We start from the raw sequence: 20,562 nt of genomic DNA on the forward strand, positions 1-20,562 counted from the left end.
ACTCTAAAGCAGCGACACCCGCGCCCCCGCATGGCGCGCCAGCCGCCCGGCCAGTTCGAGTTCGAGCAGGACCATTTGCACCGACGCGGCAGGATGTCCCGACTGGCGAACGATCTCGTCGATCGCCACCGGCGTCGGGCCGAGCAGGCCGGTCACGACGTCGCGGTCCTGCATGCCCGACGGCTCCGGCACCGGCACGGGGGCATATTGCTGCACAGGTTCGCGCACCATGCGCGTGTCGATCGGGCCGAGCGCTTCCAGCACGTCATCGACCGACTGGATCAGCGTCGCGCCCTCGCGGATCAGCATATTGCATCCCTGCGCGCGCGGATCGAGCGGCGAGCCGGGCACGGCCATCACCTCGCGCCCATAGTCGCCAGCGCGCCGGGCGGTGATCAGCGATCCCGACTTCGGCGCCGCCTCGATCACCAGCGTTCCGTGCGCCAGTCCCGCGATGATGCGGTTGCGCGCCGGGAAATGCCGCGCGAGCGGCTCGGTACCGGGCGGCTGTTCGGAAATGAGGAGCTGGTCGGCGCCGATCTTGTCCTGCAAGGCGGCATTCTCGGGCGGGAAGGCTATGTCGATGCCGCTGGCAATGACCGCCGCGGTCGAACCGCCGAGCGCGCCGACATGCGCCGCGGTATCGACTCCGCGCGCAAGGCCGCTGACCACGGTCACGTCGCGCGCGGCAAGATCGCTCGCCATCTGCCGCGCAAAGCGGCAGGCGACCGCCGAGGCATTACGCGCGCCGACGATTGCGACGCACGGCCGGCGCAGCATGGCGGCGTCGCCGCGCACGATCAGGATTGGCGGCGCCCCTTCCGCCTCGCGCAGCAGCGCAGGATAATCGGGCTCGTCATGGAACAGATGCCGCGCCCCGATGTCGGCGACGCGCGCCATCTCGCGCTCGGCAAGCTCCGCAGGCGCGATGCGCGGTTTGCCGCCGCCGCCACGGAGTGCGAGCTCGGGCAGCGCCGCAAGCGCCGCTTCGCCCGATCCGAAGCGCTGGATCAACTGGTGCCAGCTGACCGGACCGACGTGCGCCGTGCGGATCAGCCGGATCCGCGCCAGCCGCTCGGCGTGCGTCACGCAGCGCCCTTCTTTGCGCCAACCCGCGGCTCGGTTCCGGCGCGCAGCCGCGCGATATTCTCACGGTGGCGCCACAGCACGATCACCGCCAGACCGGCGAGGCCGACCGCATAGACCGGATAGCCGAAGGCAAGCGCCGCCACCGGCGCCGCGACCGCTCCCGCCATCCCGCCGAGCGACGAAATGCGCAGCAGCAACACGGTCCCCAGCCACACCGCCGCGAACACCAGCCCGACCGGCCAGGCGAGCGCCAGCGCGAGGCCGAGCAATGTCGCGACCCCCTTGCCGCCGCGAAACTTCAGCCAGACCGGATAGCAATGGCCAATCATCGCCGCCGCCCCCGCGATCATCGCGGCATGATCGCCGAGCTGCGGAACGAGATGACGCGCGAGAAGCACCGCGACCGCCCCCTTTGCGCCGTCGAGGACCAGCGTCGCCGCGGCGAGCCCCTTGCGCCCGGTGCGCAGCACGTTGGTCGCGCCGATATTGCCCGATCCGATCTGCCGCAGATCACCGGCGCCGAACGCGCGCGTCAGCAGGACGCCGAACGGAATCGAGCCAAGCAGATAGCCGGCGGCGGTCAACAGAAAGATGGTCATGGCGCTCCCGGGCGTTGGTTCGGGAATATTGTGGCGATGTTGCAGCGGGCAATCAATGGATTCGATGAATGTGGGTACCGGAACGGACCGGATTGACGCCGGGCGGGCGCATGCTAACCGGCTCGCATGCAGACTCCCGCGCCCGACGCGCCCATTCTTTTTTTCGACAGCGGCCTTGGCGGACTGACCGTCCTCGGGCCGACGCGCGCGCTGCTGCCGACGGCGCCGATCGTCTATGCCGCCGACTATGCCGGCCTGCCCTATGGCAAGAAAAGCGATGCCGAACTCGCGGCGCGTGTGCCGGCGCTGCTCGGCCGGCTGGTCGAACGCTACCATCCCCGGCTCGCCGTCATCGCCTGCAACACGGCATCGACCATCGCGCTAGCGCATGTTCGCGCGGCGCTCGACCTGCCGATCGTGGGAACCGTGCCCGCGATCAAGCCCGCATCTGAACTGACGCGCAGCGGCGTGATCGGCGTGCTGGGGACCGAGGCGACGGTGCGGCAGCCCTATGTCGATGACCTCAGCGCCAAATTCGCGCGCGACAAGACCGTGCTTCGCCACGGCAGCCCCGAACTCGTCACCGCTGCGGAGGGAAAGCTGCGCGGCGCACCGGTCGATCCCGCCACGATTGCACGCGCGCTCGCCGGGCTGACCGATCAGGCGGGCGGCGATGCCATCGACGTCATCGTCCTGGCCTGTACCCACTTCCCGCTGCTGCAGGACGAATTGCAGGCAGCGGCCGGCCCCGGCGTCACGCTGATCGACGGCGCCGCGGGGATTGCGCGGCGGATCGCGCACCTTACCGAAGGGCAGGCGTGGCCCCATACGGCAGCGCCCGGCATTGCGGTCTTCACGCGCAGCGACGATCGCCCGCCCCCGCCGCTGGCCGCGCTGACGCCGTATGGCATCGGGCGAATTGAGACAATTTGACCCAATTCTGCGAATCGTTCGCACTGGATTTCACGGAAAATCGCGCGTATTGCCGCCCGGTTATCGCGCCGGCGGGGGCCGCGCACCCGAAACTGCGGGGCATGCAAGTGAACTACGACGATATTTTCGCCCGGGCCATCGACCGCCTTCACGAAGAAGGCCGTTACCGCGTCTTTATCGACATTCTGCGCAACAAGGGGGCCTTCCCCAATGCGCGCTGCTTTGCCGGGCATAACGGGCCGAAGCCGATCACCGTCTGGTGTTCGAACGACTATCTCGCCATGGGCCAGCATCCGAAGGTCATCGCCGCGATGGAAGAAGCGCTGCACGACGTCGGCGCCGGATCGGGCGGCACGCGCAACATCGGCGGCAACACCCACTATCACATCGACCTGGAGGCCGAACTTGCCGATTTGCACGGCAAGGAAGGCGCCCTGCTCTTCACCTCGGGCTATATCTCGAACGAAGCGACGCTCGGCACGCTTGGCAAGCTGCTCCCGAACTGCATCATCTATTCGGACGAACTCAATCACGCCTCGATGATCGCAGGTATCCGCAACTCGGGCTGCGAAAAGCGCGTTTGGCGCCATAATGACCTTGCGCATCTCGAAGAACTGCTGGCCGCCGACGATCCCGACGCGGCGAAGCTGATCGCGTTCGAGGGCGTCTATTCGATGGACGGCGACGTCGCCCCGATCCACGCGATCTGCGACCTCGCCGACAAATATAATGCCCTCACCTATTGCGACGAGGTCCATGCAGTCGGCATGTACGGCCCGCGCGGCGGCGGTATCACCGAACGCGACGAAGCCGCGCACCGCGTAACCATCATCGAAGGCACGCTGGGCAAGGCATTCGGCGTGATGGGCGGCTATATCGCTGCCGACAAGAATATCGTCGACGTGATCCGTAGCTATGCGCCGGGCTTCATCTTCACGACCAGCCTGTCGCCGGTGCTCGTTGCAGGCGTGCTCGCCAGCGTCCGCCACCTCAAGGGGTCGAGCGAGGAACGCGATGCGCAGCAGGCCGCCGCCGCTTACCTCAAGCAATGTTTCCGCGATGCCGGCCTGCCCGTCATGGATTCGGTGACGCACATCGTCCCGCTGATGGTCGGCGATCCGGTGCGCGCCAAGAAGATCAGCGACATATTGCTCGCCGAATATGGCGTCTATGTTCAGCCGATCAATTTCCCGACCGTGCCGCGCGGCACCGAACGGCTGCGCTTCACGCCCGGCCCGGCGCATGACGAAGCGATGATGCGCGAGCTGACGCAGGCGCTGGTCGAAATCTGGGGCCGGCTCGAACTCGAATTCAAAATCGCCGCGTGACTGAAGCCGAAGCGTATGATGCGGTCGTTCGCGGCCGCCGCTCGATCCGCGGCTTCCTCGACAAGCCCGTTCCGCGCGAACTGATCGCCGAAATCATCGGCGTCGCGATGCGCGCGCCTTCGTCATTCAACAACCAGTGCTGGAATTTCTCGGTCGTCACCGGCGATGCGCTCGCCGCCATCCGCCAGGGCAACACCGACGGCATTCTCGCCGGCAAGCCCGACAGCCGCGAGTTTCGCCGTTTCGACGGCATCGCCGAGGAGCATCGCTTCCGGCAGATCGAAATCGCGAAGCAGCTCTTCGGGGCGATGGGCATTGCGCGCGACGACAAGGATGCGCGGCAGGATTGGGTGCTGCGCGGCTTTCGCCAGTTCGACGCGCCGGTCAGCATCGTCGTAACCTATGACCGGGTGCTGCTCGGCAGCGATATCGCGCCTTTCGATTGCGGGGCGGTGACCAATGCGCTGGTCAATGCCGCCTGGTCGCGCGGGCTGGGGTGCGTCATCAACAGCCAGGGCATCATGCAAAGCCCGGTCGTACGCGAACATGCGCAAATCCCCGACGATCAGGTCATCATGATCTGCGTCGCCATGGGCTGGCCCGACGAGGCGTTTCCCGCCAACGCCGTGGTATCGAACCGCAAAACCGTTGACGAGGCGGTGCGCTTCGTCGGCTTCGACGACTGATCGCAAGCGTCCCGCCTTTCGAGAGCCCTCTGTAACGTTGGAGCCGCAGGCGCCGAATGACGGCCATGCGCATCCTGATCGTCCACGCCCACCCTGAACCCCGCAGCTTCAGCGGCGCGCTAACCGATAGCGCCCGCGCAGTGTTGCCGACGATCGGTCACGAACTGATCGTGTCCGACCTCTATGCCATGGAGTGGGATCCGGTATCGGATCGACGCAATTTCACGATACGCGCCGATCCGGAGCGATACGATCAGCAGGCCGAAGAGCGTTTCGCCGCGTCCGCCGGCAGTTTTTCAAGCGACCTGCGCGCAGAGATGGACAAATTGCTGTGGGCGGACACGGTGATCTTTCAATTCCCCATCTGGTGGCTGGGAATGCCCGCAATCATGAAAGGGTGGATCGACCGCGTGTTCGCCGTGGGCGTCGCCTATGGCGGTGGCAAATGGCTTGACCAAGGGCGCCTGGCGCCGCGGCGAGCGATGCTGTCGGTTACGACCGGCGGCGGGGCGGCACCCTATTCCGATGTCGGGCTCTACGGTCCGATCGATCCCATACTCTATCCGATCCATCACGGAATTTTGCGGTTCACCGGTTTTCAGGTGATCGAACCATTTATCGTTTACGGTCCATCGCGAATGACCGAGCTTCAGCGCGCGGCGACGCTGGCCCAGTATCGGTTGCGACTGATGAACCTCGCGTCGGCGCCGACACTCCCTGTCATACACGCCGCCGACTATGAAAATTTCGTCCGACGCCAGGCCTAGGGCAGGACCGGTTGCCGCATCATGCCCCAGAAATGGGGACCGCCGCCCGCAACGTCCCATTCGGCCTCGATCACGAAGCCAAGCCGCTCGTATAGCGGCACATTTTCGGGCGTCGCCGTTTCCAGCCAGCAAGGAAGGCCATCGGCATCGGCCACCGCCGTCTGCGCCCGGATGATCCGCCCGCCGTGCCCCTTTCCCTGATGATCGGGGCGCACGCCGACATAATGGAGATACCAGAAGCGCCCTTTGGGCCGGTGCGCGTCGATGCTGCCCTGTACTTTCAGCCCGCGCGGGAGCGCCGTGCCGAAGGTTGCGATGAGTGGCAGCACGGTGCGCAGAAACTCAAGCCCGCCGCTGTGCGCCCGCCCCGGCCCACGCCACAGGGCAGCGGCTTCGCCGGCATGCGATCGCAGCGCTACGCCCGCGCGCATATCTGCGGGGACGAGCGTGCGGAACAGTCCGCGCAAGGCCCGCGCGCGATGGACGGGGTCGGGCAATATCCACGACAAGGCGGGATCGGTCTGGAACGCCTGTGCCAGCGTTTCGCCCACAACCGCTGCATCGCCGGGCCGCGCCGTCACGATCGCCTGTTCCATCACCCACTCTCCCCCTGTTGCGCGCATGGGGATAGCAGCTTTTCAGCGCCGCGCGAGGCCCGCGCGGATCGCATAGCCACGATAGAGCCGATCGCAAGTCACCCGCGCGGCGTCGGCCTCCCCCGCCAGGCTCGCGATCGCGATCGGCAGATCGGCGCGCGGCGCGACATGGAAATGCGACAGCCAGCCGAACAGCAATCGGCGCCACAGGCCGGGCAATTCGTCCTGCTGGCCGAAATCGACGATTTCGAGCCGCCCGCCGGGCGCGACGCAGCGCGCCGCTTGCGCCAGCGCCCTCCGCCAATCAGGGATCATCGAAAGCGCATAGCTGATGAAAACGCGGTCGAAAGCGGGGCGGCCGAACAGCGCCACCGGGTCGAAATCGCACGCGTCGCCCCGAACGAGCGATGCAGCAATCCCGGCTTTTGCAAGCGATGCTTCGGCCTTTTCCAGCATGGCCGCCGATATATCGATCCCGAACAGCTGCGCCTCGGGCCATGCCCGTCCGACGGCGATCAGATTGCGGCCCGTCCCGCAACCGATCTCGAGCACACTGCCGCCCGCCGGCGGCGCCAGATCGGCGATCAGCGCGTCGCGGCCGAGCAGATAATATTTGCGCGTAGCATCATAGATGTGGCGCTGACCGCGGTAGACGCGGTCCATCAACGCCCCATGGCTGCTCATATGCCAGCGCCCTGAAGCACATAGAGATGCACGCCGCCATATATCGCCGAGCGGTCGCGGCACGTGAAGCCGGCTGAATCCTCGGCCCGATAGTCCCAGCGGCGCAGCAGATCGTCGGGCAGGCGCCCCGGCAGGAGGCTGGGTTCGGCCGCGGTGCGGAACAGCACGCGCGCGCCCGGCCGCGCGGTGCGCGTGACCTCGGTCCATAACGCGGCAAGCTGCGCGTCGCTCATCCAGTCCTGCGCGTCGAGGAAGATATAACGATCGAAGCTCGCGGCGTCCGATGCCGCCAGCATGTCGGTCATATTCGCGTGGAGCATCCGCACGCGACCGGCGCGCGCCTTGACCGCGTCATAATGATGGCGCTGAAGATAGGGCGGCAGCGGCGCCCTATCATCCTTGCCGTAGCCGCGCCCGAACGCCTGCCAGGCGAAATAATTATCGGCGAGCGGGAAATCGCAGGCGAGCTTTTCGAGCCGCGCGCGCAGGACATCGGCCATCGGCTCGCCGCCGGCCAGGGCATCATATTGCGCCGGCGGAATGCCGAGTCCGAAAAGCGATGACCGCTGTGCGGTGACCCAGCGAATGAAGCCGCGGTCGAAAAAGGGCGCGAATTTCGCGTCGAAGATCGCCCGCTGTTCTGCGACACTCTTCGCGGTCAGCAGCACACGCGGATCGACGCCGTTCAGGCGCGCCGCCAGATGCGCAAGGCCGATGAAGCTGCCGAGCAGGCCGCGCCGATAGACCCCGCGTGCGAAGCCCCCGATCCGGCGCCGTCCCGCAAGATCGCGCCCCTCCCAATAAGCCCGGCTGACCGCGTCGAGATGCGGCGCGATATAATGTTGGTAGTCGGCAATATTCGCCTTGCTGTCGGCATCGCCGAAAAAACGGCGAAGACTGGCATGATCGGGCAAGCGCTCGATCGCGGTGCGTTTCAGATGATTGAGCGCGACATGCGCGGTGTTGAGATCGACCGCGACGATCTCGCCGGGGTCGGCGGTGAGATAGGAGAAGACGTTACAGCCGCCGCTTGCGATCGTCGCGATCCGGTTGCCCGGTTCGATCGCAAGCGCCTCCATGTCGACCACCGGGTCTTCCCATATCTGGGCATAGACAAGGCCCTTGAAGGCAAGCGCAAAGGCGCGGTCGAGCAATCGCTGTTTCTGGTCCGCATCCTCGCGGACGACGGCGGTGGCGATCTTGCGATTTGCTTGGCTGGCCATGGGTCATGGTCTCCCGGAAAAGCGATGTATCCGGGGCCGCGCATGACAGCCTATGTTGCGATTCCCGCGTCGGTTCGATGACAAATCGGCGACACGGACGAAAATTATGATCCTATCCCGACATCCCGGCAGGGGCCGGGCTGCCGGGATGGAGGCCAACTAGTCGCGGCAATAGCCCTCTCCGCTCTTGACGATCAGGCATTCCTTCTTGCCCGCCAGATATTTCAGGCCGGTATCGTCGCCATTGCCGCGATGCAGGCTCAGTTCCTCGCCGCCGCGCTTGAACTTGATGCCATGCTCGCTGTCCCAGCCGTCATATGTGCCCTTGGTGTCGAGATCGGATTGCATCTCCAGCTTGTAATGCTCGGGTTCGGTCGGGGTGATGGTGACATACATGCCCTCGACCCCGGTCCATTTGCCGGCCCAGCTGGCAAAGCGGTGCGGCGCGGTCGCGGGATCGCCCTCAGACGCGGTGTCGGCAGCGTCGGCCGGCATTGCGGTTTCGACCGGAACCTCGGTCGTTTCGGTCTTCGCCGGTGCGGGCGCTTCGGCCTTTTGACAACCGGCAAGCAACGCCATCGCTGCAGCGGCTGCCAAAACCATGGTCTTCGTCATCTTGCGTCTCCTTCGCCTTCGTAAACGCGCCAGCGCCGACAAATATCCTTGATGGCTCAGCCGGCAATGATCTCGGCATATTTTTGCGGATCGACATTGCCGCCCGACAGGGTCACCAGCGTCGCCTCGCCCGGCTCGACCTTCCCCGCAAGGATCGCCGCCAGCGCCGCCGCGCCGCCGGGTTCGACGACAAGATGAAGCTTTTCGAACGCGACGCGCATCGCGTGACGCACCTCGTCGCGCGTCACGACCACGCCGCGCACGCCCCGGGCCTGCAGCACCGCGAAATTGATCGGCCAGGTCTGCGGCGTCTGCAAAGCGTCGCATTCGGTCGGCGCTGCCAGATCCTCTACCGACAAGATTTCGCCGGCGGCGAGGCTACGGGTTACATCGTCCCATCCTTCGGGTTCGACCGCGACGATCTCGGCATCGGGACAGGCGAGCGCCAGTCCCGCCGACAAGCCGCCGCCGCCGCAGCAGGCGACGACCTTGTCCGGCCCCACAATGCCGCGCGCGGCCAGCTGAGCGCGCGCCTCGATCCCCATGCTCCCCTGCCCTTCGATGATCCACGGGTCGCCATAGGCATGGACGAGCGTGCCGCCGCGCTCGTCGAGCAAATTGGCGGCGACCGCATCGCGCGATTCGGTAACGCGGTCATAAAGCACGACGTCCGCGCCGAGCGCGCGCGTTGCCGCGAGCTTCATCTGCGGCGCGTTGCTTGGCATCACAATCGTCGCCTTGATCCCCAGCCGCTTCGCCGCCCAGGCGACACCCTGGGCATGGTTGCCGCTCGATACGCCAACCACGCCCGCCGCCGCCTGATCGGGGGTCAGGTCGGTCAGACGGTGCCACGCGCCGCGAATCTTGAACGCGCCGACCGGTTGCAGGCATTCGGCCTTGCACCATATCGTTCGCCCGCCAACATCGAGCGGCAGGAGCGGCGTTTGCGGCAGGAGTGCAGCGACTTTGACCGCCGCGCGTTCCACTCCGGCGAGGGTCGGCGTACGGTCGGGGCTGAGCAAGGGATCGGGGCTTTGCTGTGTCATGGCTTCGTCCTATAGGGCGCGGCATACAAGACAAGCGGCGATGATCGCCGCGACAGGAGATTTTCGAATGACCAAGGTTCTGGTGATCGGCGCCGGTGGCGTCGGATCGGTTGCGGTTCACAAGATGGCGATGAACCCCGACATCTTTCCCGACATCACGCTCGCCAGCCGCCGCAAGTTCAAATGCGATGCGATCGCGGAATCAGTCAAGGAACGCACCGGCGTGACGATCAAGACCGCCGAGGTCGACGCCGACCATATCGACGCGACCGCAGCGCTCATCCGCTCGGTGGGTGCGACGCACGTCGTCAACCTTGCCCTTCCCTATCAGGATCTCACGATCATGGAGGCGTGCCTGTCGACCGGCGCGCATTATCTCGACACCGCCAACTATGAACCGCGCGACGAGGCGAAGTTCGAATATCATTGGCAATGGGCCTATCAGGACCGGTTCAAGGACGCCGGCCTGATGGCGCTGCTTGGCTCGGGCTTCGACCCCGGCGTCACGAGCGTCTTCACGACCTGGCTCCGAAAGCATCATTTCGACCGTATCGACACGCTCGACATCCTCGACTGCAACGGCGGCGACCATGGTCAGCATTTCGCGACCAACTTCAATCCGGAGATCAACATCCGCGAAGTGACCGCGGTCGCGCGCCACTGGGAAAATGGCGACTGGGTCGAAACCCCGCCGATGTCGGTGAAGCAGCAATTCGACTTCGAGGCGGTCGGGCCGAAGAATATGTACCTCATGTATCACGAGGAAATCGAAAGCCTCAAAACGCATCTGCCCGAGATCAAGCGCATCCGTTTCTGGATGACATTCGGCGATGCCTATATCCAGCACCTGACCGTGCTGCAGAATGTCGGCATGACGCGGATCGACCCGGTGATCTATGAAGGCAAGGAAATCATCCCGCTGCAGTTTCTGAAGGCCGTTCTCCCCGAACCGTCGAGCCTGGGCGAGACGACGAAGGGCAAGACCAACATCGGCGTCATCGCAACCGGTCTTGGCAAGGACGGCAGGGAAAAAACGCTCTATCTCTACAATATCTGCGACCATGAAGACGCCTATGCCGAAACCGGCAATCAGGCGGTCAGCTACACGACCGGCGTGCCCGCGATGATTGGCGCGGCGATGATGGTCACCGGCACCTGGTCCGGTAATGGCGTGTTCAACATGGAACAGATGGACCCCGATCCTTTCATGGATATGCTGATGAAGCACGGTCTGCCGTGGCAGGTGAAGGAGCTCGACGGCCCGCTGGATTTCTAAGCGGCGGCTGGGCCTGAAACCACCGCTGGCGACATAAAACCCGTTCGTGCTGTGCTTTTCGAAGCACCATTCCTTCTTTCAATGTTGCAAAGACGGAACGGTGCTTCGAAAAACTCGGCGCGAACGGGGTATTTGTGCGTCCGGATGATGAGAGGCATTTCATGAGACTGATTTTTGCATTCATCACGATGATCGCTCTCACTGCGCCCGCCGCCGCACAGACCGCCGATCCCTATGCCGACGCGCGCGCGATTGTTGCCGACATCGGCAGGATCGTTACCCCGAACGGTGTGCAGGAGACGTTCGAAGCCACGCTGGGCGGCGCGCGGCAGGTTGTGAACGTGCGCGGCGCAGACCGCGACAATCCGATTCTCGTCTTCGTTCACGGCGGCCCCGGCGCCGTCGAAATGCCCTTTGCATGGGCGTTCCAGCGGCCGTGGGAGGACGTTTTCACGGTCGTCCAGTACGATCAGCGCGGCGCCGGGCGCAGCTATCCGCTGAACGATCCGGTGGCGCTCGCGCCGACGATGACGCCCGAGCGTTACCGCGACGACGCCATCGAATTGATCGAACTGCTGAAGAAACGCTATGGCAAACGCAAGGTCGTGCTGATGGGTCACAGTTGGGGCTCGATCGTCGGCCTGTCGGTCGCGGTCAAACGCCCCGATCTGCTCTACGCCTATGTTGGCGTCGGCCAAGGCATCGACTTTCGCGAGGGCGAGAAAGCCGGCATGGCCTGGACACGTGCAAAGGCGCTGGCCGCCGGGAACAAGGAGGCCGTTGCAGCGATCGACGCGCTCGCGCCCTATCCGCAGGGCGACTTCACGATCGCGAAAGCCGATGGCTGGCGCAAATATGCGATCCCCTACGGCTCGCTGATCTACAACAAGCCCGATCTCAAATATTATTTCCAGACCCCGCGGCTCTCACCCGAATATACCGCCGCCGACGTTCAGGCGTGGGGCAAGGGCAGCGAATTTTCGGTGACGACACTGTGGCCGCGCCTTGCCGATGTCAGCTTCCGGGGCGTGCACAAGATGAACGTCCCGATCATCTTCCTCCTCGGCCGCCACGACTATACTGTTCCGTCGCCCGTTGCCGCCGACTGGTTCGCGCAGGTCAAGGCGCCGTCGAAGACGCTCGTATGGCTCGAACATTCGGCGCATATGCCGATGGTCGAGGAGCCGGGACATTTCTTCGCGGCATTGCTGAACAACGTGCTGCCGCTGACGAAAGAGAAGAAATGATCGCCTATCTTTTGCCGATCGGCCTGCTGTTCGTTTCGAACATCTTCATGACCTTTGCCTGGTATGGTCACCTCGGCGACATGTCGCGGCCAATCTGGCTCGCGGTGCTGCTCGCCTGGGGGCTTGCCTTCTTCGAATATTGCCTGGCCGTTCCGGCGAACCGGATCGGCTATAGCGTCTACACTGCCGCCGAACTCAAGACCTTGCAGGAAGTGATCACGCTCATCATCTTTGCGGGCTTCGCGGTCTTCTGGCTCGGCGAAAAGCTGACGGTGAATCATCTCGTCGGCTTTTCGCTGATCGCGGCGGGCGCCTTTTTCATCTTCAAGGGGCCGATCGCGGCCTGACAGGAACGATATCATGGAAACCCGTGCCGGCGACCCCGGAGCCTTTGCCCATTTCGACCTCGATCGCGTCCCCTCGCCGGCCTTCGTCGTCGATGCGGCGAAGATTCGAGCGAACCTGTCCGTCCTTCGCCACATCGGCGACGCATCGGGCGCGCGCGTGCTTGCCGCGCTCAAGGCCTTTTCGATGTGGCCGCTCGGCGCCACGGTCGCGCACTATCTCGACGGGGTGTGCGCCTCGGGGCTTTACGAAGCCAAACTCGGCCGCGAGGAATATGGCGGCGAGGTTGCAACCTATTGCGCAGGCTACAAGGAAGCCGATCTACCCGAAATAGCGGCGCTGTCCGATCATCTGATCTTCAACTCGCCGGGACAGATCGCGCGCTTTCGGCCGCTGCTCGACGTATTGCGCGCCAAGGGCGCGACGTTCGATGTCGGGTTGCGCATCAATCCGCAGCATAGCGAAGGCGATGTCCCCAAATATGACCCCGCGGCGCCGTGCAGCCGGCTCGGCTTTCCGATCAGCCAGCTTTTGCCCGAACATATGGACGGCGTCGACGGCGTGCATATGCACACGCTTTGCGAACAGGATTTCCCTCCGCTCGCGCGCACCTGGGCGGCGATCGAACCGATGCTGCGCCCCTTTTTCCGCCAGCTCAAATGGATCAATTTCGGCGGCGGCCACCATGTGACGCGCGCCGACTATCAAACGGACGATCTCATCGCCTTCCTGAAGCAGGTGCGCGCATCGACCGACTGCGACGTGATGATCGAACCCGGCGAAGCCGTCGCGCTCGACGCAGGTATCCTGGTGGGCGAAATCCTCGACCTGTTCGACAATGGCATGGCGATCGGCATCACCGACATTTCGGCGACCTGCCACATGCCCGACGTCATCGAGGCGCCCTATCGCCCCGCGATGCTGGGGGAGGAAGATACGGGCAAGCCGGTTCGGCTCGGCGGCCCGTCCTGCCTCGCGGGTGATGTGATCGGCGACTACCGCCTGCCGGGCGGCGCGCGCATCGGCCAGCGCTTCGCCTTCCTCGATCAGGCGCATTATTCGATGGTGAAGACGAACAGCTTCAACGGCGTCCCGCTGCCGTCGATCTGGCTGTGGGACAGCGAGAGCGACGAACTGACGGAGATACGGCGCTTTTCCTATGAGGATTTCAAAACGCGGCTCGGTTGAACGCCAGAAGTTAACGCGCGGTCCGATAAGGGTCTTTACAGGGGGGACCCCCCGCCATATATGCGCACCCCGCTGCCCCAGGGGGACTTCCAATAACCGCAAGGCAGCCTTTGATGTTTAACGTTAATTTTGGGGGTCCCTTGAGTTGCACCAGCATCATAGCGCCCACGGGCTGATTCAGGCACTTTCGCCGGTCGAACCTGTTACGCTTGTCCGCCCGCACGCCGCGCGGCGCGCAGCGCGTTTCTTCATCGAGCGATTTCCCGGCACGACCATGTATGCGGTCAAGGCGAATCCGTCGCCCGATCTGCTGCGCGTGCTGTGGGATTCGGGCGTCACCCATTATGACGTCGCCTCGATCGCGGAAGTGCGTCTGGTCGCCCGCACGCTGCCCGGCGCCACCCTGTGCTTCATGCACCCGGTGAAGGCCGAAGAAGCCGTCCACGAAGCCTATTTCAAACATGGCGTGCGGACCTTTTCGCTCGACACGATGGATGAGCTTCAGAAGATCGTCCGCGCGACCGAGGGCGCGCCGGATCTCAACCTGCTCGTGCGCCTGCGCGTCTCGTCCGATCATTCGAAACTGAGCCTCGCCGCCAAATTCGGTGCCGAGCCCGAAGATGTCGCCGAACTGCTGATGGCGACCCGTCAGGCGGCCGATGCTCTGGGCATCTGCTTCCACGTCGGCAGCCAGGCGATGACGCCGCACGCCTATGCCCAGGCGATGGAGCGTGTGCGCGCGGCAATCGTCGCGGCCGCGGTGACGGTCGATATCATCGATGTCGGCGGCGGCTTTCCGTCGTCCTATCCGGGCATGGAGCCTCCGCCGCTCGACGCCTATTTCGACACGATCCACCGCAGCTTCGAAAGCCTGCCGATCAGCTATTCGGCCGAATTGTGGTGCGAACCGGGCCGCGCGCTGTCGGCCGAATATAGCTCGCTGATCGTGCGCGTCGAAAAACGCCGCGGCGAAGAGCTTTATATCAACGACGGTGCCTATGGCGCGCTGTTCGATGCCGCGCATGTCGGTTGGCGCTTCCCCGTTTCGCTGATCCGCGAGACGGCGAGCGACGAGATGACGGCGTTCAGCTTCTATGGTCCGACGTGCGACGACCTCGACCATATGGCCGGCCCCTTCTATCTCCCGGCCGATGTGAAGGCCGGCGATTTCATCGAGATCGGCATGCTCGGCGCCTATGGCTGTGCGATGCGGACACGCTTCAACGGCTTCGGTGCCGAGGAAACCCACGTCGTCAGCGACGAACCGATGGTGAGCCTCTACACCGGCGAAGTCGAGCAGGAACGCCGCAGCGCGACGGTGACGAAGCTCTTCTGAACCGGCCGAAAAAGCCAAACAAAAAGGGCTGGCGCAGCGATGCGCCAGCCCTTTCCCATTGCGCCTGCAGGTCGGGCTACCGCGCTTTCGCCTTTTGCCCCAACGCCTGCAATTCGGCCTTGCTGACCTGATTGTCGCGGTTGCTGTCGGCGGCATCGAACATCGGCATCGGCCCGCCGACGAATTCGGCGCGCGAGATGCGACCGTCGCGATTCTTGTCGAAATCGCGGCGGAGCTGCGTCAGGCGATCACTATCCCAGCGCGACCGCGCCAGCGCGGGCAAGTCGTCCTTGCTGAAATAGCCATCGCCGTTGCGATCCATCTTCGCCCAGCGGCCGACGCGATATTGCTGAAACTCGGCGCGGCTGACGACGCCATCGCCATTGCGGTCGGCGTCGCGCAATTCCTGTGCCGCGCGTTCGAAATCGCCGCCGGGCGCGGCCAGCGCACCTGTGGCCGGGAGAAACGCCGCAAAGGCGGCAAGCGGGAAGACAATCCTGATTCGCATAAATATCCTGATAGCGCTTCGATGCCGTTACGGGAGGGGCGATGGGGACGCCCCTCCCAACCGGGGTGGGTCTGGAGGGGGGAGGCCCCGGTTAACGGCAGGGGATGACGGCGCCCGACGCGTCGGTGCAGGTTCCGCTGTGAACAGGCTTGCCCGTCGCAGGGTCGATCGTCGTCGATCCCGAATAGCTGGTGCCGGTGGTCGAATTGGTGGCGCTCGTCGAACGGCCGCCCGACCAGCTCCCGTCGGACGCGCGCGCGACCGCGCCGCTGCTGTCGAAGGTGCCGCGCGCGCCGGTGGCCGAAGCGCTGCCGCTGTGGGTCAGCGAACCGTCGGGGTTGACCGTCGTCGTCGACTGTCGCCTGCCTTTGCTTCCATTGGCGCCGCGGAACGCGCCGCCCGAGCGCGTTGTCACCGATCCATCGCCGTTCTGCACAGCGCCGCGGCCGCGGATCACGCCGCCCTTGGGCCCGGCGCTGCCGGCGACGACGCCGTTCGAACCGCGGGCGCGGAACGAACCCTGTCGGGCCTCGGCGGCGGTAACGGCCGCCAGCGCGGCGGTGGCGACGAAGGCGGTCAAAATGCGGGAGGGGGTGTTCATCGATTTCATCCTTCCTGATGGTGAAGACGAACATCCAATGCCCCTGTCCTGTATCGCGGCGATGTCGGCCAAACGCGACTGTGCGGCAAAATGCGACAGGGGTGCCGCTTCGACATGCTTTGTCACATCTTTGGCTCTGGCGACGGTGCCACGGGGCTGGCATGTCGGGTCCATGGACGCCAAGGCACCCCGCATCCTGATTGTCGACGACGATCCCGAACTGCGCGCATTGCTCCAGCGCTTTCTGGGCGAGCATGGCTTCGCCGTGCGCGCGGCCGACGGCGGCAAGGCGATGGATATCAGCCTGACGCGCGATCCGGCCGACCTGATCGTGCTCGATCTGATGATGCCGGGCGAAGACGGGCTGGCGATCGTGCGCCGGCTGCGCGAGCGCGGCGAGACGATCCCGATCATCATGCTGACGGCGCGCGGCGATCCGGTCGACCGTGTGCTCGGCCTGGAAATGGGCGCCGACGACTATCTCGGCAAACCTTTTCTCCCGCGCGAGCTCGTTGCGCGCATCAATGCCTTGCTGCGCCGCCTTTCGACCGACCGGGCGACGCTGCGCGACGAGGTGGTGACCGTCGGTCCCTTCCTCATCAATTTTTCTGCGATGTCGGTGCGCCGCGAAGACCAGGCGCTGACGCTCTCGTCGCGCGAATTCGCACTGCTCGCCGCGCTCGCGCGGAGCGCCGGACGGCCGCTCAGCCGCGCGCAGCTGATCGACCGCGCGCTCGGGCGCGATGCCGAAGTGACCGACCGGGCGATCGACGTGCAAATCGGCCGTCTCCGCAAGGCGATCGGCGACGATGCCGCCAATCCCCGCTTCATCCGGACGATATGGGGCGTCGGCTATGTGCTGGCGCCGGGCACCGATGCTTAGGCGGCTGTTCAGTCGCAACGTCGCTATGCTGATCGGCGTCGTGCTGGCAGGGCAATTGCTCGCCGGGCTGCTGGTACAGATATGGGTAATCGGCCCGCAAACGACCCGCGTCGCCGACGTGACCGCCGACATGATCCATGCGCTGTCGACGACAGTGGGAAATCTCCCTGCCGAGCGCCGAGCAGCAGTCATCGCCGATCTCAGCGACGGATCGCGTTTGTTGATCCGCCCGGTTTCCGATCCCCCGACCGACGGGCAGCGTTTTCCCACCTTCATCGAATACAGGTTCATGCGCGCACTCGCCGCGCGCCTGACGACGCAGCACAAGCTCGACTGGATTACCGACACGCGCGGGCGGCTGTGGATCAGGCTTGCGCTCGGCCCCGACGATTATTGGGTCAGCGTGACGCCGCCGCGTCGGCGCAGCGCGATGACCAGCCTGCTCGCCGCACTCGCGGCGGCCTTCCTCGTCGCGACAATCGCCGGCCTATTCCTGCAGCGCCGGCTCGATCGCCCGCTGCGCCGGCTCGCCGCTTCGGTCGATGCCTATGACCCCGAACGCCTGTCGCCGCCCGTTGCAACCGACGGCCCCGCCGAGGTCGCGGCGGTTGCGACCGCCTTCAACCGGCTGACCCAGCGCCTGGCCCGCAACGATGCCGACCGCGCGTTGATGCTCGGCGGCGTCAGTCACGACCTGCGCACCCCGCTTACCCGCCTTCGCCTGTCGCTCGAGATGATCCGCGGCGACGACGAGCTAAGGAATGTCGCGGTGCGGCAGGTCGACCGCATCGAAGCGATGCTCGGCCAATTTCTCGATTTCGCGCGGGGGTTCGAATCCGAAGCGATCGTACGCACCGATCTCGCGCCGCTGCTGCGTCAGGTCGTCGCCGATTGTGGGGCAACCGACAGCGCGACCATGTCGCTCGGCGACAATATCGTTATTCGCACGCGCCCGCACGCGCTAGCCCGCGCCGTCGCCAACCTCGTCGGCAACGCGCTGCGCCACGGCGCGGCGCCGATATCGGTTACCGCCCGGATCGAGGGCGACCGGCTGGGCATCATGGTCCGCGATGCCGGGCCGGGGCTGTCAACCGAGCAGGCAGACGCAATGCTGCGCCCCTTCGCCCGCGGCGATAGCGCGCGTGGCGGCGACGGTGCGGGCTTGGGGCTGGCGATCGCCGACCGCGCGGTCCGGGCGATTGGCGGACGTTTGCACTTTGCCCGCGACAGCGAGGGCTTCGCCGTGATGATCGATCTTCCGCTCGCGATAGACAATTGATCCGCTGGCGGATTTGCCCTTCCGTTTTGTTCCGCAACCATTCTATCGTGGCGGCGAAAAGCAAATGGGAGGACAAGCTATGCGGACGTCATCGGCACGATCGGGGCGGGGGCGTGCGCAGACAGGGACCGTGCGGGCATGACCATGCTGTCGGGCATCCGCATTATCGACCTGACGACGGTCATCTTCGGCCCCTATGCTACGCAGATGCTCGCCGATCTGGGGGCCGAGGTCATCAAGGTCGAGGCACCGGGGCTCGGTGACGTATCGCGCTATCTGGGGTCCGCGCGCAGCGACCCGACGATGGGATCGATCCATCTGACCGTCAATCGCGGCAAGCGCTCGATCGCGCTCGATCTCAAGCAGCCCGCCGATGCCGCCGTGCTGCGCGATCTGATTGCCGGGGCTGACGTCTTCTTCCACAACGTCCGCGGCAAGGCGATCGAGCGGCTCGGTTTCGACTATGCGAGCTGCAAGGCGCTGAAGGACGATATCATCTACGTCCATGGCACCGGCTTCGGCCAGAATGGCCCCTATGCCGACCTTCAGGCTTATGACGACGTCATCCAGGCGGCGACGGGGACGACCAGCCTCTTGCCGCGCGTCGATGGCGACCCGCGCCCGCGCTATTTCCCCTCGCTGATCGCCGACAAGATCGCAGGCCAGTTCGGCGCGCAGGCGATTCTCGCTGCGCTGGTTCACAAATTGCGCACCGGTGAAGGCCAGGCCGTCGAAGTCCCGATGTTTGAATGTTTCGCGGCTTTCATGCTCACCGAGCATCTGCGCGATGCCGCGCTCGATCCGCCGATCGGACCTGCCGGCTATCCGCGCCAGCTCGATCCGACGCGCCAGCCCTTCCCCACCGCCGACGGCTATCTGGCGATCGTACCCTATACGCCCGAATCGACCGCGCGGCTGATGACGTTGCTGGACAGCGAGGCGCTGCTCGTAAGTCCGGCGTTCGAGGCGGCGCGCGCCGCCGGAACCCATATGTCGCTCGTCTATGCCGAAATCGCGCGCAAGACGCCGGCGAAGACCAGTGCCGAATGGCTGGAAATCTTTGCCGCCAACGATATTCCCGCGATGGTGGCGCGCGATCTCGACGATGTGATCCACGATCCGCATTTGCGCACCTCGGGCTTCTTCCACCGGCGTGAACATCCCGATGTCGGGGCCTTTTTCGAGATGCGCTCGCCCGTGCGCTATGGCGCCGCGCCGCATGTCGAACCGCGCTTCGCGCCGCGGATCGACGGCGACGGGGCCGCGATCCGCGACGAATTGGCGCGCGGCGCACCCTGACATCAGTTTCCGTTGCATATTGCGACGCACGCCCTAGCATCGCGCGCAGGCGGCCAGGTCGTGAACGAGCCGCGAGGACAAGGGGGACTTTATGCCAGGAAATCTGCTGGCGGCCGGCGCGGTGCTCGTGCTCTGGACGCTCATCATGCTCGTCTGGGTTGCGGCAACGCGATTCCCGGCGATGGCGAAGGCCGGAATCGACGTCAAAACGGCGCAGCCCGGCGGCCGCGGCGCCGATCTGGAGCCGGTGTTGCCGCCCGGCGTGAACTGGAAATCGCACAATTACACGCATCTGCTCGAACAGCCGACGCTCTTCTACGCAGTGATCGTGTTTCTGCACCTGTCGGGTGGTGACACGGCGCTGACGCAGGGCTTTGCCTGGGCCTATGTCGTGCTGCGCATCGTGCACAGCCTGTGGCAGGCGACGGTCAACCGGGTTCCGGTGCGTTTCGCGCTGTTTGCGCTGTCGACATTGTGCCTGCTCGCGCTGTCGGTGCTGGCCGTTATCGCAACCTTGGGCTGAGGGGGATATCATGGACACGAATGCAATATTGGGGCCGGTCGCGACGCTCGCGCTCTGGTCGATGGTCATGTGGGTGTGGATGTATGCGACGCGCATCCCGGCGATGAACCGCGCCAAGATCGACGCCAAGAATCTGGTCGGCACCACCGGGCGCGGGCTCGACGAGGTGCTTCCGCCCGAGGTGCAGTGGAAAGCGCATAATTACAACCATCTGATGGAACAGCCGACGGTCTTCTATGCCGTCGCGCTGGCGCTCGCGGTCGGCGGCATGGGCGGCGGGCTGAACGCCCAGATCGCCTGGGCCTATGTCGGCCTGCGTATCGTCCACAGCATCGTGCAGGCGACGGTCAACCGCGTGATGTGGCGCTTTGCCATCTTCGCGCTAGCCAGCCTGGCGCTGATCGCGCTGTGCCTGCACGCCTTCATGGGCTTTGTGCTGCATTGATTTGAAGGACACGTCGCCCCCGCGCAGGCGGGGGTCGCTGTCGAGGTAGCACTGGATAGCAAGCGG

Annotated in this window: 23 protein-coding genes; 14 read left to right on the plus strand and 9 right to left on the minus strand. The window is 65.1% G+C overall.

What is annotated here, in order from left to right:
- Window positions 1-3: 3 nt before the first annotated feature.
- Together dprA and plsY are read right to left on the minus strand one after the other, a co-directional pair.
- Complete coding sequence (dprA, locus tag EBMC1_RS08615; protein ID WP_003043666.1) at window positions 4-1,089, minus strand: DNA-processing protein DprA; 1,086 nt, start codon at window positions 1,087-1,089, stop codon at window positions 4-6.
- Window positions 1,086-1,688: a glycerol-3-phosphate 1-O-acyltransferase PlsY gene (gene plsY, locus EBMC1_RS08620; RefSeq protein ID WP_003043667.1), complete on the minus strand. Its 603-nt coding sequence runs from the start codon at window positions 1,686-1,688 to the stop codon at window positions 1,086-1,088. Before plsY ends, dprA begins: the two co-directional genes overlap by 4 nt.
- Before the next feature lie 126 nt (window positions 1,689-1,814).
- Here plsY and murI point away from each other — a divergent pair, with 126 nt between their 5' ends.
- The 4 genes from murI to EBMC1_RS08640 all read left to right on the plus strand — a co-directional run bounded on the left by murI (window position 1,815) and on the right by EBMC1_RS08640 (window position 5,402).
- The gene (murI, locus tag EBMC1_RS08625; RefSeq protein WP_003043668.1) at window positions 1,815-2,621 is read left to right on the plus strand and encodes a glutamate racemase; all 807 of its coding nucleotides are present in this window, start codon (window positions 1,815-1,817) and stop codon (window positions 2,619-2,621) included.
- A 107-nt stretch (window positions 2,622-2,728) separates the two neighbouring features.
- Window positions 2,729-3,949, plus strand: coding sequence for a 5-aminolevulinate synthase (hemA, locus tag EBMC1_RS08630; protein WP_003043669.1), 1,221 nt, complete (start codon window positions 2,729-2,731; stop codon window positions 3,947-3,949).
- On the plus strand, window positions 3,946-4,635 hold the full coding sequence (locus EBMC1_RS08635; protein WP_003043671.1) for a nitroreductase family protein: 690 nt from the start codon (window positions 3,946-3,948) through the stop codon (window positions 4,633-4,635). Before hemA ends, EBMC1_RS08635 begins: the two co-directional genes overlap by 4 nt.
- A gap of 56 nt (window positions 4,636-4,691) precedes the next feature.
- The gene (locus tag EBMC1_RS08640; protein WP_003043673.1) at window positions 4,692-5,402 is read left to right on the plus strand and encodes an NAD(P)H-dependent oxidoreductase; all 711 of its coding nucleotides are present in this window, start codon (window positions 4,692-4,694) and stop codon (window positions 5,400-5,402) included.
- Here EBMC1_RS08640 and EBMC1_RS08645 read toward each other — a convergent pair.
- The 5 genes from EBMC1_RS08645 to EBMC1_RS08665 all read right to left on the minus strand — a co-directional run bounded on the left by EBMC1_RS08645 (window position 5,399) and on the right by EBMC1_RS08665 (window position 9,566).
- Entirely contained in the window at window positions 5,399-5,998 is a 600-nt protein-coding gene (locus EBMC1_RS08645) for a GNAT family N-acetyltransferase (RefSeq protein WP_003043675.1), read from the minus strand. The genes EBMC1_RS08640 and EBMC1_RS08645 overlap by 4 nt on opposite strands.
- A gap of 42 nt (window positions 5,999-6,040) precedes the next feature.
- Window positions 6,041-6,682 (minus strand): class I SAM-dependent methyltransferase, encoded by a 642-nt coding sequence (locus EBMC1_RS08650; RefSeq protein ID WP_040589957.1) that lies wholly within the window; start codon window positions 6,680-6,682, stop codon window positions 6,041-6,043.
- A complete protein-coding gene (locus tag EBMC1_RS08655) occupies window positions 6,679-7,905 on the minus strand; it encodes a DUF3419 family protein (protein ID WP_003043681.1) in 1,227 nt (408 codons plus the stop codon). The genes EBMC1_RS08650 and EBMC1_RS08655 overlap by 4 nt, the downstream gene beginning before the upstream one ends.
- Window positions 7,906-8,064: 159 nt before the next feature.
- Window positions 8,065-8,520 carry a hypothetical protein gene (locus tag EBMC1_RS08660; RefSeq protein ID WP_003043682.1) on the minus strand — a complete coding sequence of 152 codons (456 nt, stop codon included), beginning with the start codon at window positions 8,518-8,520 and terminating at the stop codon, window positions 8,065-8,067.
- A gap of 56 nt (window positions 8,521-8,576) precedes the next feature.
- Window positions 8,577-9,566, minus strand: a complete 990-nt coding sequence (locus EBMC1_RS08665; protein ID WP_003043684.1) for a threonine ammonia-lyase — start codon at window positions 9,564-9,566, stop codon at window positions 8,577-8,579.
- A gap of 67 nt (window positions 9,567-9,633) precedes the next feature.
- Between EBMC1_RS08665 and EBMC1_RS08670 the strand changes: the two genes are divergently transcribed.
- From EBMC1_RS08670 to EBMC1_RS08690, 5 genes are all read left to right on the plus strand, one after another.
- Window positions 9,634-10,842 (plus strand): saccharopine dehydrogenase family protein, encoded by a 1,209-nt coding sequence (locus EBMC1_RS08670; RefSeq protein WP_003043686.1) that lies wholly within the window; start codon window positions 9,634-9,636, stop codon window positions 10,840-10,842.
- A 188-nt stretch (window positions 10,843-11,030) separates the two neighbouring features.
- A complete protein-coding gene (locus EBMC1_RS08675; protein ID WP_040590004.1) occupies window positions 11,031-12,089 on the plus strand; it encodes an alpha/beta fold hydrolase in 1,059 nt (352 codons plus the stop codon).
- A complete protein-coding gene (locus EBMC1_RS08680; RefSeq protein ID WP_003043688.1) occupies window positions 12,086-12,436 on the plus strand; it encodes a DMT family protein in 351 nt (116 codons plus the stop codon). The genes EBMC1_RS08675 and EBMC1_RS08680 overlap by 4 nt, the downstream gene beginning before the upstream one ends.
- A gap of 13 nt (window positions 12,437-12,449) precedes the next feature.
- Complete coding sequence (locus tag EBMC1_RS08685) at window positions 12,450-13,622, plus strand: carboxynorspermidine decarboxylase (RefSeq protein WP_003043689.1); 1,173 nt, start codon at window positions 12,450-12,452, stop codon at window positions 13,620-13,622.
- Window positions 13,623-13,767: 145 nt separating this feature from the next.
- The gene (locus tag EBMC1_RS08690) at window positions 13,768-14,958 is read left to right on the plus strand and encodes a type III PLP-dependent enzyme (RefSeq protein ID WP_003043692.1); all 1,191 of its coding nucleotides are present in this window, start codon (window positions 13,768-13,770) and stop codon (window positions 14,956-14,958) included.
- 76 nt (window positions 14,959-15,034) lie between these two features.
- Here EBMC1_RS08690 and EBMC1_RS08695 read toward each other — a convergent pair whose 3' ends face one another.
- Both EBMC1_RS08695 and EBMC1_RS08700 read right to left on the minus strand, forming a co-directional pair.
- On the minus strand, window positions 15,035-15,466 hold the full coding sequence (locus EBMC1_RS08695; RefSeq protein ID WP_003043694.1) for an EF-hand domain-containing protein: 432 nt from the start codon (window positions 15,464-15,466) through the stop codon (window positions 15,035-15,037).
- Between the two features lie 91 nt (window positions 15,467-15,557).
- Window positions 15,558-16,067: a hypothetical protein gene (locus EBMC1_RS08700; protein WP_003043696.1), complete on the minus strand. Its 510-nt coding sequence runs from the start codon at window positions 16,065-16,067 to the stop codon at window positions 15,558-15,560.
- Window positions 16,068-16,239: 172 nt separating this feature from the next.
- Between EBMC1_RS08700 and EBMC1_RS08705 the strand changes: the two genes are divergently transcribed.
- The 5 genes from EBMC1_RS08705 (at window position 16,240) to EBMC1_RS08725 (ending at window position 20,496) form a co-directional block, all read left to right on the plus strand.
- On the plus strand, window positions 16,240-16,950 hold the full coding sequence (locus EBMC1_RS08705) for a response regulator (RefSeq protein WP_003043699.1): 711 nt from the start codon (window positions 16,240-16,242) through the stop codon (window positions 16,948-16,950).
- Complete coding sequence (locus tag EBMC1_RS08710) at window positions 16,943-18,229, plus strand: ATP-binding protein (protein WP_156001083.1); 1,287 nt, start codon at window positions 16,943-16,945, stop codon at window positions 18,227-18,229. Before EBMC1_RS08705 ends, EBMC1_RS08710 begins: the two co-directional genes overlap by 8 nt.
- A gap of 138 nt (window positions 18,230-18,367) precedes the next feature.
- On the plus strand, window positions 18,368-19,528 hold the full coding sequence (locus tag EBMC1_RS08715; RefSeq protein WP_003043703.1) for a CaiB/BaiF CoA transferase family protein: 1,161 nt from the start codon (window positions 18,368-18,370) through the stop codon (window positions 19,526-19,528).
- Between the two features lie 91 nt (window positions 19,529-19,619).
- A complete protein-coding gene (locus tag EBMC1_RS08720) occupies window positions 19,620-20,051 on the plus strand; it encodes an MAPEG family protein (RefSeq protein WP_003043705.1) in 432 nt (143 codons plus the stop codon).
- 10 nt (window positions 20,052-20,061) lie between these two features.
- The gene (locus EBMC1_RS08725) at window positions 20,062-20,496 is read left to right on the plus strand and encodes an MAPEG family protein (protein ID WP_003043707.1); all 435 of its coding nucleotides are present in this window, start codon (window positions 20,062-20,064) and stop codon (window positions 20,494-20,496) included.
- Window positions 20,497-20,562: the final 66 nt, after the last annotated feature.

Source organism: Sphingopyxis sp. MC1 (genome assembly GCF_000371385.1).
GTDB lineage: Bacteria > Pseudomonadota > Alphaproteobacteria > Sphingomonadales > Sphingomonadaceae > Sphingopyxis > Sphingopyxis terrae.

Excerpts from the sequence above, each read along its gene's own strand:
- EBMC1_RS08695 (WP_003043694.1), bottom strand. The coding sequence starts at position 15,466 with ATGCGAATCAGGATTGTCTTCCCGCTTGCCGCCTTTGCGGCGTTTCTC.
- EBMC1_RS08650 (WP_040589957.1), bottom strand. The coding sequence starts at position 6,682 with ATGAGCAGCCATGGGGCGTTGATGGACCGCGTCTACCGCGGTCAGCGC.
- EBMC1_RS08700 (WP_003043696.1), bottom strand. The coding sequence starts at position 16,067 with ATGAACACCCCCTCCCGCATTTTGACCGCCTTCGTCGCCACCGCCGCG.
- plsY (WP_003043667.1), bottom strand. The coding sequence starts at position 1,688 with ATGACCATCTTTCTGTTGACCGCCGCCGGCTATCTGCTTGGCTCGATT.
- EBMC1_RS08725 (WP_003043707.1), top strand. The coding sequence starts at position 20,062 with ATGGACACGAATGCAATATTGGGGCCGGTCGCGACGCTCGCGCTCTGG.
- EBMC1_RS08660 (WP_003043682.1), bottom strand. The coding sequence starts at position 8,520 with ATGACGAAGACCATGGTTTTGGCAGCCGCTGCAGCGATGGCGTTGCTT.
- murI (WP_003043668.1), top strand. The coding sequence starts at position 1,815 with ATGCAGACTCCCGCGCCCGACGCGCCCATTCTTTTTTTCGACAGCGGC.
- EBMC1_RS08685 (WP_003043689.1), top strand. The coding sequence starts at position 12,450 with ATGGAAACCCGTGCCGGCGACCCCGGAGCCTTTGCCCATTTCGACCTC.
- EBMC1_RS08710 (WP_156001083.1), top strand. The coding sequence starts at position 16,943 with ATGCTTAGGCGGCTGTTCAGTCGCAACGTCGCTATGCTGATCGGCGTC.
- EBMC1_RS08640 (WP_003043673.1), top strand. The coding sequence starts at position 4,692 with ATGACGGCCATGCGCATCCTGATCGTCCACGCCCACCCTGAACCCCGC.
- EBMC1_RS08715 (WP_003043703.1), top strand. The coding sequence starts at position 18,368 with ATGACCATGCTGTCGGGCATCCGCATTATCGACCTGACGACGGTCATC.
- EBMC1_RS08670 (WP_003043686.1), top strand. The coding sequence starts at position 9,634 with ATGACCAAGGTTCTGGTGATCGGCGCCGGTGGCGTCGGATCGGTTGCG.
- EBMC1_RS08645 (WP_003043675.1), bottom strand. The coding sequence starts at position 5,998 with ATGGAACAGGCGATCGTGACGGCGCGGCCCGGCGATGCAGCGGTTGTG.
- EBMC1_RS08675 (WP_040590004.1), top strand. The coding sequence starts at position 11,031 with ATGATCGCTCTCACTGCGCCCGCCGCCGCACAGACCGCCGATCCCTAT.
- EBMC1_RS08665 (WP_003043684.1), bottom strand. The coding sequence starts at position 9,566 with ATGACACAGCAAAGCCCCGATCCCTTGCTCAGCCCCGACCGTACGCCG.
- EBMC1_RS08680 (WP_003043688.1), top strand. The coding sequence starts at position 12,086 with ATGATCGCCTATCTTTTGCCGATCGGCCTGCTGTTCGTTTCGAACATC.
- EBMC1_RS08705 (WP_003043699.1), top strand. The coding sequence starts at position 16,240 with ATGGACGCCAAGGCACCCCGCATCCTGATTGTCGACGACGATCCCGAA.
- EBMC1_RS08655 (WP_003043681.1), bottom strand. The coding sequence starts at position 7,905 with ATGGCCAGCCAAGCAAATCGCAAGATCGCCACCGCCGTCGTCCGCGAG.
- EBMC1_RS08720 (WP_003043705.1), top strand. The coding sequence starts at position 19,620 with ATGCCAGGAAATCTGCTGGCGGCCGGCGCGGTGCTCGTGCTCTGGACG.